Origin of the sequence: Cognatishimia sp. F0-27, assembly GCF_020667845.1 — a bacterium.
GTDB lineage: Bacteria > Pseudomonadota > Alphaproteobacteria > Rhodobacterales > Rhodobacteraceae > JAFMPQ01.
Map to the genome: position 1 here is coordinate 1 of NZ_JAFMPQ010000099.1, position 805 is coordinate 805.

The 805-nt window shown below is 56.3% G+C and carries 1 pseudogene; it reads left to right on the top strand.

Features of this window, described 5'->3' with window-relative positions:
- Positions 1-8: 8 nt before the first annotated feature.
- A pseudogene (locus tag J1C49_RS21500) lies at positions 9-805 on the top strand (IS5 family transposase); the annotation flags it as partial.

Below are 805 nucleotides of genomic sequence, written 5' to 3' on the forward strand. Positions count from 1 at the left end.
GTGGTGACATGTTTGATCTTTTCTGGTTGAGCGATGCGCAGATGGCGCGTTTGAGGCCCTATTTTCCAAAGTCCCACGGCAAACCACGCGTCGATGATCGGCGCGTGCTTAGTGGGATGCTCTTCATCAATCGCAATGGTTTACGGTGGCGTGATGCGCCGAGGGAGTACGGTCCTTACAAGACGCTCTACAACCGTTGAAAGCGCTGGAGCGATAAAGGCATCTTTGCGCAGATGATGGTCGGTCTGGTGGCCAACCACGGCGAAGAGAAGACTGTGATGATCGACGCAACCTATCTCAAGGCCCACCGAACAGCGACCAGCATGGGCGTAAAAAGGGGGGCGTGGACGCCTGATCGGTCGGACCAAAGGCGGCATGAACACCAAGTTGCACGCCATCTGCGACAGTCAGGGGCGGCCACTCAACTTGTTCGTCACCGCCGGACAGGTCAGCGACTACATCGGGGCACGGGCCTTGCTGAGCAGCTTGCCCAAGGTCGAGTGGTTGCTTGGGGATCGAGGCTATGACGCCGACTGGTTCAGAGAAGCGTTGAAAGACAAAAGGATAAGATCCTGCATCCTAGGTCGGAAACAGCGCAAGAAAGCCGTAAAATACGACAAGCGCCGCTACAAACGCCGAAACCGCACCTCTCGTGACATTGCTGCGCAATGCACTGCCGGGCAGCAATCGAGATCATGTTTGGCAGGCTGAAGGATTGGCGGCGTGTGGCCACACGATACGACCGATGTCCCAAGGTCTTCCTATCAGCAATCGCACTCGCAACCATGGTCATCTATTGGCTATG